This is a genomic window from Microcoleus sp. Pol12B3 (genome assembly GCF_036701355.1).
Classification (GTDB): Bacteria; Cyanobacteriota; Cyanobacteriia; order Cyanobacteriales; family Microcoleaceae; genus Microcoleus.
Genome location: NZ_JAUBQS010000002.1, coordinates 1 through 11408, shown reverse-complemented (window position 1 = coordinate 11408; position 11408 = coordinate 1). Strand labels below are relative to the sequence as shown.

At 47.0% G+C, this 11408-nt stretch carries 3 protein-coding genes; 2 read left to right on the top strand and 1 reads right to left on the bottom strand.

Translation table 11 applies throughout. From position 1 onward, the window contains the following. The first annotated feature begins 379 nt into the window (after positions 1–379). Positions 380–5446, top strand: a complete 5067-nt coding sequence (locus tag QUA53_RS01080) for a choice-of-anchor Y domain-containing protein (protein WP_333094422.1) — start codon at positions 380–382, stop codon at positions 5444–5446. Positions 5447–5516: 70 nt separating this feature from the next. On the opposite strand, the gene QUA53_RS01075 is transcribed toward QUA53_RS01080, so the two are convergent. Beyond that, on the bottom strand, positions 5517–9467 hold the full coding sequence (locus QUA53_RS01075; RefSeq protein ID WP_333094421.1) for a PAS domain S-box protein: 3951 nt from the start codon (positions 9465–9467) through the stop codon (positions 5517–5519). A gap of 291 nt (positions 9468–9758) precedes the next feature. Between QUA53_RS01075 and QUA53_RS01070 the strand changes: the two genes are divergently transcribed. Next, a complete protein-coding gene (locus tag QUA53_RS01070) occupies positions 9759–10946 on the top strand; it encodes an anion transporter (protein ID WP_333094420.1) in 1188 nt (395 codons plus the stop codon). The last annotated feature ends 462 nt before the right edge of the window (positions 10947–11408 follow it).

The following is an 11408-nucleotide window of genomic DNA, read 5'->3' as shown; positions in this document are numbered from 1 at the left end:
GAACTCCTTCCTGCCTCTCTTCTCTTCCTCTGCGCCTCTGCGTTCTCTGCGGTTCAATAAAAAAAGAGCTCTCAGGTAGATAAACGTGGTTTCTGGATATTTGTACGCTACTCACGGTAAAGTTTTGTAAAAAACTCCGTGGAAATGCGTAAATATTCCGCGCCGAGTCTGATAGATAAATAGCTGATTAATAGTACCGCGATCGCACTAACTTTATGCCAGTTAGGGCGATCGTTTTTTTGTGGTACGAGAATTACGCACCAGTTAAAGATTGCGTAATTTTTTTGACAGCAGGTAGAAAAACGATGACACTCATCAGTAAATTTGCTAGGCTTTCACATTATAAAACTCAGCAAAATCATCTACCTTTAGATACATCATGCCCAATCTTACCCTCTACGACGCGATTACCAACCTTCCAGGCGGAACGCCCCCCGGCATAGGCACGCCCAACGGCACCGCCCTTGCTTACGGACAAATAGCCCCGCCCGGTACACCACTTCCCACGCCCCCTTTTCTTCCCGGTTCTACGGCTTCTCTGGCTACGGGTGCGTTTACGCCAAACACAACGGGCATCAATACTGCCACCATCTACCCTGGCAATAGCAGTTCTGGCTACGCGGGTTACACCAATTACAATCCAACCTCGCTGCTTCCGGGTCAGACTGCAGCGATATTGCCGCCTTTCACCGCCACCACTCTAGACCGCACGGCTGGTTATACGATATCTTTTAATGCAGCGATTCCGACAGAAACTAGCAACCCCAACCGCGCGGGTTTCAGCGTCACAGCTATTAGCAGCGACGGCTTGAATGGTTTAGAATTGGGTTTTAAAAATGGCAGAATCTTTGCTCAGTCAGATACTTTTACTGAGCCGACAACTATTGGGCCTGAAAATGCTACCTTTAATACTTCTGCAAATAACAATTATGTCTTAAAAGTACAAGGCACTAATTACCAACTTTTTGCTAATAATTCCCCAACTGCAATCCTCACAGGGTCACTGCGTCAAATCCAGTTTAACCCAGGACAAAGTCAGCCTCCTTTAACTTTCAATCCTTACAGATTGCCGAGTTTCCTATTTTTTGGCGACAATACTGACCAGGGAAGCGCTACATTTCGCTTGGGCAGAATAGCTGTTAATGACTTGCCTGTTGCTACTCCAGACAATGCGATCGCAACTGTCGGCACTCCTAATATTAAAATTAAAGTTCTGGAAAACGATACTGGTGGCACCAAGGCACTAAAAGTGCAGAGTGTTACTCAACCAACAGGCGGCACTGTTACTGTTGACGACTGGATTTATGCAGGAGGATATTTTACAAATATCGGGGGGCAGCCACGCAATAGAATTGCCCGGTTGTACGGCAGCGACGGCACGGCAGATCCTACTTTTAATCCCAACGCTGATAATCTAGTCACGGCGATCGCGATCGATGCAAACGGCAACCCAGTAGTAGGCGGCTATTTCAACAATATCGGCGGGCAGCCTCGTAATTATATTGCCCGGTTGAATAGCAGCGACGGCACGGCAGATGCTACTTTTAACCCCAATGCGAATAGTTTTGTCGAGGCGATCGCGATCGATGCGAACGGCAATCCAGTAATCGGGGGCGAATTCACCTATATCGGTGGGCAGTCGCGCAGCGGTATTGCCCGGTTGAACAGCAGCGACGGCACGGCAGATCCTACTTTTGATCCCAATGCGAGAATCTTCGCGATCGCGATTGATGCGAACGGCAACCCAGTAGTAGGGGGCTTTTTCACCACTATTGGCGGGCAGCCACGCAATTATGTTGCCCGGTTAAACAGCAGCAACGGCACGGCAGCTCCTACTTTTGACCCAAATGCGAATAGTTCTGTCTATGAGATCGCGATTGATGCGAACGGCAACCCAGTAGTAGGCGGCCAATTCACCAATATCGGCGGGCAGCCTCGTAACTATATTGCCCGGTTGAACAGCAGCAACGGTACGGCAGATCCTACTTTTAACCCCAATGCGGATTATTTTGTCGAGGCGATCGCGATCGATGCTAACAACAACCCATTAGTAGGTGGCGGTTTCCTCAATATCAGCGGGCAGGAGCGCAGCTTTATTGCCCGGTTGAACAGCAGCGACGGCACGGCCGATCCTACTTTTGACCCCAATGCGAATAGTTCTGTCTCTGCGATCGCGATCGATGCTAACAACAACCCAGTAGTAGGCGGCCAATTCACCAATATCGGAGGGCAGCCCCGCAATTATATTGCCCGGTTGAACGGCAGCACTGGGTTGGCAGATCCTACTTTTAACCCCAATGCGGATTATTTTGTCGAGGCGATCGCGATCGACCCCAAACGCAGCATTGTCTACACTCCTAAGCCCACTTTCAACGGCCTCGACACCTTCTCCTACACAACTACCGACGGTTACAGTACCTCAACGGCACAAGTCAGCGTCCTCGTCAACAATTCCCCAGTTTTAGACAACTCGGGTACGCCTAATTTAACAGCAATTAATGTCAACGAAACCAACAACAGCGGCACATTAATATCTGCTATTATTGGCAGCAGCATCACCGACCCCAACGATGCCATTTCCCCCCGTCCCAGAGGCATCGCCCTCACAAATTTAGATACCACAAACGGCAGTTGGCAGTATACGACAGACGGCACAACTTGGAACAATATTACTACTGTTCCTACGGCTGCAACTGCACTTTTGTTAGCAGCAGACGCGACAACTCGCCTCCGCTTCTTTCCCACTACCGACTACACCGGAACAGTTACTAACGGCATTACTTTCAATGCTTGGGATAGAATCACCGGCACTAACGGCGGCACGGCAGATGTGACAGGGGACTTAGAAACTAATGGCGTTTCTAGTCCTTTTAGTACAGCCAGCGAAACAGCCAGCATTACAGTTAGTCCATTACCTGTTATTACTAATATCACATCCGATCGGGCAGATGGAACCTACGCGATCGGTGTAACAATTCCCATTACCGTCACATTCAGTCAACCAGTTACTGTTACAGGTACGCCGCAGCTTACCTTAGCCACAGGCGGTACAGGTACTGTGATTAATTATGCCAGCGGCAGCGGCAGCAATACTCTGACATTTAATTACACAGTAACAGCCGGCAATAGCAGTCTCGACTTAGACTATACCTCGACAACTGCCTTATCTCTCAACGGCGGTACGATTAAGAATTTGACTAATGCTGATGCTGTCTTGACTTTGCCGAACCCGGGTGCAACTAATTCCTTGGGTCAAAATAAGGCAATAGTAATTGATGGCATTGCGCCCACTGTCAATCCGACGACTATTGCTGATATTACGGTGGCGGGGGGAACCACTCAAGCTTTTACTGTTACTTTTAACGATAATAGTGCGATCGATGTTACAACTCTAGACAGTTCTGACTTTTTAATCAATTGGTCGGGCGGTGGTATTCCTGTTAACTTTGTCAGTGTTGATACTAATACTAATGGCTTGACGCGGACAGCTACTTATTCATTTACTCCGCCTGGGGGAAGTTGGGATATTGCAGATAATAATCCAACTTACAATATTAATCTGCAAGGTAATCAAGTTAAAGATACTGCTGGGAATCCTGTAGCTGCTACGAGTTTAGGAACTTTCAGCGTTAATATTACCGCGCCAACTCCAACGCCAACTCCAACGGAAACTCCTACTCCAACGCCAACTCCGACTCCGACTCCGACTCCTACCCCGACGCCCACTCCAACGCCAACTCCGACGCCCACTCCAACGCCAACTCCGACGCCCACTCCAACGCCAACTCCGACGCCCACTCCAACGGAAACTCCGGCGCCCACTCCGACGGGAACTCCGACTCCGACTCCGACGCCGACTCCGACTCCGACGGGAACTCCAACTCCGACTCCAACTCCGACTCCAACTCCGACTCCAACTCCGACTCCAACTCCGACTCCGACTCCGACTCCAACTCCGACTCCAACTCCGACTCCAACGCCAACTCCGACTCCGACTCCAACGGGAACACCAACTCCAACTCCAACGGGAACAACAACTCCAACTCCGACTCCAACGGAAACGCCGACTCCGACTCCAACGGGAACCCCGACTCCGACTCCAACGGGAACCCCGACTCCGACTCCAACAGAAACGCCGACTCCGACTCCAACAGAAACGCCGACTCCGACTCCAACAGAAACGCCGACTCCGACTCCAACGCCAACTCCAACGGGAACCCCGACTCCGACGCCAACTCCAACGGGAACCCCGACTCCGACTCCAACTCCGACTCCCACACCATCGGAAACTCCGACTCCCACACCATCGGAAACTCCGACTCCCACACCATCGGAAACTCCGACTCCCACACCATCGGAAACCCCAACTCCCACACCATCGGAAACCCCAACTCCCACACCATCGGAAACTCCGACTCCCACACCATCGGAAACTCCGACTCCGACAGGAACGCCTACTCCCACGCCATGGGGAACACCTACTCCCACGCCAACGGGAACACCTACTCCCACGCCAACGGGAACACCTACTCCCACGCCAACGGAAAGCGATTGCATTTGCGATACTATTCCGCAGCCCAATTTCAACCACTCCAATCAAGTTGACAATATTATCAACAGCAATGGTAGCGGTGAAATTCAGTTGGGCACGCCGAAAAATGATGCTTTTTACGGCAGTCCAAATCCCAACATATTCGATGGAGAAACAGGCGATGATAAGTTCTATGGCGGGGAGGAAAGTGATATCCTTTACGGCAACCGAGGCAATGATTTTATTGATGGCAATAAGGGAGACGATCTCCTTTTGGGAGGTAAAAATAATGACATCATTGTTGGCGGTGAAGGTGAAGATATCATTTTCGGCAATCGTGGCAACGATTCCATAAATGCCAAGGAAGATAACGACTTAATTTATGGCAATGAAGGTGCTGATTTTATCGACGGCGGAAAAGGTAACGATTCTGCATTTGGCGGAAAGGGCAATGATATTTTTTTCGGTGGCAAAGGCAATGATATTCTCTACGGCAATTCGGGCAGCGATACTATCTGCGGAGGTGCTGACAATGATTTCTTAAGTGGGAATCAAAGTAGCGATTTGCTGGATGGCTGCGAGGGAAATGATACTATCTTTGGCGGGGCTGGCAGTGACACTCTCACTGGCGGTTTTGGCGATGATATTTTAATCTCCGGTTTGGGGGATGATAGTCTAATTGGAGGCAGAGGAAATGACACGTTTGTGTTAGAAAGTAACGGCGGATTTGATATTGTTTCTGATTTCACAAAAGGGCTGGATGCGCTACAATATCAAGGCGGAACAATTGGGAACTTGGCAATAAGTCAAATTCCAGAAGGCACTTTAATTAGTAAAGCAAGTGGGGAACGGTTGGTTCTGTTGGTAGGGGTGGAAGCTAGTGCGATGGCACTTAGCGATATCACTTTACTTTAGTTATTGGTTATTTGTTGGTTATGAGTTATGGGAAACAAATAACTACTAACCAACAAATAACAAGTAACAACTAATCACTAATAGCCACTCGATCGCGCCCGCCAGACTTAGCTCTATAAAGCGCCTTATCCGCAGCTTCAATCAGCATTTTCGGCGAGTTTTGACCTTCAAAAATCGTCGCCACCCCCATGCTGAGTGTCACGCAATCGCTGACAACAGACTTAATGTGGGGAATTGCTAAGGCTTTGACGCGGCTGCGGATTCCCTCAGCAACAGCCTGTGCAGCCACCATATCCGTATTTGGCAAAATTACCCCAAATTCCTCGCCGCCGTATCTAGCAGCCAAATAGAGGCGTTGTGCGGGTGCGTTCGTGCAAGCATCTCCGATCACCCGCGCCACTTGCTGCAAACAAGCATCCCCGGCTTGGTGGCCGTAATTGTCGTTGTAAAGTTTAAAACAGTCAATGTCGCACATAATCAAAGATAGCGGTTCCGAAGAGCTAGACTGCTCCCATTCTCGGTTGATCACCTCATCAAAACGGCGGCGGTTAGCTAGTTGAGTTAAACTGTCCAAATTCGCCAACCCGTCCAACCGCTGGTTGGCCGCCGCTAGCTGCTGGTAAAGTAAAGATTGTTCGATCGCGATCGCAACTTGAGTACCCAACTGACTCAGCAAATCCACATCAAACTGCTGCCACTGGCGGGGTGCCGAACAGTGGTGGGCAATCAGCAAACCCCACAACTTCGGCACTTGACAAGAACCGTTACCTTCCCTCGGTTCAATTCCCTGCTGGACAATCGGCACCACCAAATTTGCCTTCACCTGACAAGTCTCCAAAAATTTAAGGTGACACTCGCTCAAATTAGAAGCATGAATATCCTCTATGGCGCGAATGCGGCCCTTTAAATACTGTCCGATGTAAGTATTGGCAAAACAGCAATCGTCAATTCCCATCCCCTTCAGTGGAATCCATCCTTCTCCAACCGACTCCACCACCACATCTCCGTTCCAGTCGGGTCGAAAGCGGAAAACCAGCACGCGATCGGTTGCCAAAAACTCCCGAACTTCCGCTACTGTAGTGTTGAGAATATCTTGGAGATCCAGAGAAGAACGGATTCGCGATTGAATCTGCCCGATCAGGCGTTCCCGTTCTATTTGTTGCCGCAGCGCGACTTGGGCTTGCTTACTTTTAGTAATGTCCCGACCTTCCGGCAGCAACAATACTATTTTGCCCGTTTCATCCGCCACCGGTTTGAGAGAAAAATCAACAGTTGCCGTCCGATTTACACCTTGAACTTCCACTTCATAGCGGACAAATTCACCTCTTGCCGATCGAGAAATCGCCTCTTGCAATTGTTCCTGAACTTCCTCAGAATCTCCCCACCAAGGCAATAGCCAAAACGGTTTATTGGCCACATCCCGCAGCTTAATTCCCGCAAAATCCAGAGAAGTTTGGTTAGCTTCCAGCAGAGTGCCGTCCGGTTTCAATAAGCTCACAAATTGGAAAGAAGAATCAAAAATTGCCCGAAAGCGCCTTTGAGAATCTCCCAACATTGCCGTCACCTTTTCGCGAGATGTAATATCGCGGAAGCGCCACACCCTGCCAATAATATTTTGTCCGACTCGAATCGGCTGCGTGTAGCGCTCAAAAGTGCGACCGTCTTTAAATTCTAGAATATCGCAACCTTCCGACTCCGTATCACTATAAAATTCTTTAACTCTCTGCAAAAAAGCTCTCGGATCTTTAACTTGCTTAGTGAGAAATGCCAGTCGCACCGTTCTATCCATTGAGTTTCTCACTTCTTCATAAATTCCCCACATTTGAACTAACTTTTCGTTATAACTAATCATTTCTCCGGCGGTAGTAACGGCGAGAATGCCGTCTGCCGTTGCTTCTAAGGTAGCGTGCAGCAAAGACCGCGAACGCTCTAATTCTGCTGCGGTCAATTTCCGCTCTGTGAGGTCTCGGACTGCTTTCACCTGTACTAAACGACCTTCCCAAAATACGAATTTGCTGCGAACGTCAGCAGGAAAAGCAGTTCCATCTCGCTTAAGAAAAATAGTTTCACAGACTGTATTGCTGGCAGCAGAAATCATTTGCGGCGCCTGTTTGTATGATTTCGGCGACAGTAATTCCAGCAAGCTCATTCCCACCATTTCCGCAGGTTCGTAACCGAAAAGTTGGGCAAAATTACTGCTGACGCTCAAAATTGTGTCGCGGTCAGCCACGGCCACTGCTTCAAAATAAGCTTCGCATTCGAGCAAACGCGCTGCTGAGTAGCTGCTGCCATTTTCGCTCGAATAGCTGTTGTTAATTAGCTGTTGCAGTTGCGTATTGGCAGAGTACAAAGCGGTCATAGCTTGCCTGTACATAGCAGTACGTTTTTCGACTTTTTCTGCGAGGCGATCGCGATATTCTCGCAGTTCTTTTTCGACTTTAATTAAGTCAGTAATATCTACTGCAAACACGATTACACCAGCGACTTTACCTGTTTCATCGCGGTAAGGTATTTTATCTGTCCGCACCCAGCATTTTTGACCAGAAACTGTTGGTAGCAGTTCGACTTGGCCCTGCTTGGGAACGCCAGAATTGATTACTTCCAAATCTTCTAAATAATATTGCTCTGCTTCGTCTGGATAGATTTCATAAAAAGATTTACCTTCTAATTGAGCTGGGGGCAAACCTCTCGATGCAGCGGCGGCTTGATTAATTCGCAGCAGGCGACTTTCGGTATCTTTGAGCCAAATCATCGCCGGCACGGAATCAAAAATAATTTGCTGTTCTTGTTGCTGCAGGCGGAGTTCGGCTTCTGCTTGTTTTCTTTTAATTATTTCTTTTTGCAGTTTTTGGTTAGCTTTTTTGAGTTCAGCAGTGCGTCTTTCTACTCTTTCTTCTAGTTGATCGTAGTATTGGGTCAGCAAGTTTTGCTGCTGTTCGTGCCGGATTGCTTGTAATTTTAACTTTTCGCTAGCTGACAAACTTGAGGATACAAAATCTGCTAATATTTGGGTAAATTCGTGTTCTTCTTCTGTCCAATCACCGTCGGAACCCTGGCGTTCGGCGCTGACTATTCCCAACCTTTGACCTGCTAGCACAATCGGTACGTTTAACAGGGAAGTCGTGCCCTGATCGAGTAAATAAAGACCGACAAGTTCTCGCGTTCTGGGGTCATTTTCTGCTGCCACAGTAGCGATCGCACTTGCAGATTTTAAAGCTTGAAAATATCCCGGACAGTCGGCTGCTGTGATAATGATTTGTACGGAATGGAGTTTAGTATTTTTTTCGTAAAGGTCGATGCAGTGAAGCTGCGTCTTGTCTTCGCCATACAGCCAAATACTGGCTCGATCACAGTTGACAATACTGACAGCGGTTTCTGTTACTTCACGGATGAATTCTTCTATATTGTGGCGTTCTTTAAGTTGACTTTTGGCTAATTTTGCGATCGCTAAAGTTGGACTGCGCCAATTTCCTCTCTGGTTGGGCGACGTGGGTGACTGCGAAGCAGCCTTAATTTCTTCGCAAACTAACAGTACAGCCGGCCGTTGGAAATTGGCAAGCGAGCGACCATTAGTGTTTTCCTCTATTTTCCAATCTACCGCAGGCATTGCCCGCGCGGTTGCTTTTACCCAGATAATCCTGCCGTCTTTGCAAGTCAAGCAGCCTTCCCAACAGGCAACTTTTGGAGTTTGCTTACCGTTTTCCTGCTGTGCCAATCCGGCAAATTCACTTTGCATTTTTCCTTGATATTGGCAGGAAAATATGTTAAAAATTGAATGACAAATTAATTCCTGCGATTTGTAGGCTAGTCTCGCCTCGCCGAATTGATTGAGAGAAAAAACTCTTCCCAAAGCGTCTAGAACAAAGTAAATGCCCGGAAAATTGTCGTAGAGAGTTTTATACCAATCCTGTTCGACTTGTTTGCTGCACGACTGTTTTGCTGCTGCGAGCTCGCCGTCAGTGCGGGTCAAGTGAGAATTGTTGGTTTCTGGGTTGCTTGAATTAAATTTTTTAGCAAACACTTTTGGCTTAACTCGACTGTAATTAATTTTACTTTCTGGAATTTAACTTTCTTGTGAAACTAAATTAAACCTGTTGTTTGAAAAAAGTTACAAGTTGTAACAAAATTACAACTTGTCCAGTGTGCTGGTTTTCGCTTTCCCATGCAACCACTTTGTTTGTAGTGGGTAGACCGTCTCTCGGCAATATTTCCCGCTAGTTGCAATGCCAGCAGGTTTAGCTGCAATTACCCAGTCTGTACTTTTAGCATCCTAGACAATAAAAAAATCGGCAATCAATAATTTTAAGTATATATGATAACACTCAAATACCTAGTATTGGGACTGACCTACTTGGGATTCGGTTTGGGATATTTGCCGGGGCTGCGGGTGAACCGGGCGGCGGTTGCAATTATCGGGTCAGCTTTTGCGGTGGCTTTGGGGATACTCGACCTGAAAACTGCTTGGGAGGCTATCGACCCCAATACGATCGTTTTTTTGCTCGGAATGATGATCGTTAATTCCGCTTTGGGAGCATCGGGGTTTTTTCAACTCGCTTTGGAGTTTTTAACTCGCTTTACTCGTTCTCCTTTCGGCCTTATAGTAGCCGTTACTTTTGGCAGCGGCATTCTATCGGCATTTTTTCTTAACGACACTACTGCTATTTTGCTGGCTCCTTTAACACTGAGTCTGACTCGCTCTTTGTCTCTCAATCCTATCCCTTATCTTTTGGCTTTAGCCGGAGGTACTAATTTAGGTTCGGTGGCGACGGTGAGTGGGAATCCGCAAAATATTCTCGTCGGTTCTTTTTCGGGAATTAGTTATTTGGAATTTGCCACCTCTCTAGCCCCAGTCGCTTTAATTTGTTTGCTGGTTCAAGTAGCTTGGCTGTGGTTCCTTTATCCAGAAGTGCGTTCTTGTAAATCTTTGCCGGAGGTTACTCAAGTCAGGTATCGATTGTTCAAGCCTTTACTAGCAAAAAGTTTGTGGGTGACAGCAGGACTTTTAGTAGCTTTTTTGGCGGGAGCACCTTTAGCAGAATCTGCCTGGATAGCTGCCAGTATATTGTTAATTACTAGGCGCGTCAAGTCCGATCGCCTCTTGCAGGGCGTCGATTGGAATTTGCTAGTAATGTTTGGAGGATTGTTTGTGCTGACTAAAGCCACTCAACAACTGGGTTTGTTGGACAATTTAACTAATTTGACTAATACACCGCTGAGTTTGTTAGGAGTAACGGTAATTCTTTCTAACTTAATTTCTAATGTACCCGCGGTGTTAGTTCTGCAATCGGTGATTGTCAAAACAGATACACAAGCTTGGCTGTTGTTGGCGGCGGGTTCTACTCTGGCGGGGAATTTAACTTTGTTGGGTTCCGTGGCTAATTTGATTGTAGCTGAGGTTGCAGGAAAATCAGGCGATCGGCTGACTTTTAAAGAACATTTGCGGTTCGGGCTGCCACTGACTTTCGTTACTTTAGCCATAGCTTATTTTTGGCTGTACTAAAAGGCTATAATCATAACCCTATAATCCTCCTACAATAGACCTTAAAATAATTTAATGATAAGATAAGAAGTTTTGCTTTACTCGATCAAATCCCAGCGCCTAACTTAATTTTCACAAATTTTTGCTATAAACAAGATAAAATGCTAAAAAGTCCTGTTTTTAGTTACACAATAACTAACTTATAAAAAATCAATTTTATCTAAATTTGAAACCTCATGAATTTAAACGTAGATTTGGTATCAAAATACCCACCTTAAAAGCAATGGTTAATGCATTAGATAACTTCAGGTTAGAAAATTATAAATACATAAGAGGACGCCGCACTATTCTAACTCAAGAACAAGTCTTAGTCCCCTTGGAATATTAGCAAGAATATCGAACATATCTGGGGGGGTGACAAAGATAGCTAGGAACTAGACCGGATGAGAGTTGCGGCCCTCATCCCCCGTTGATAAAAACAGC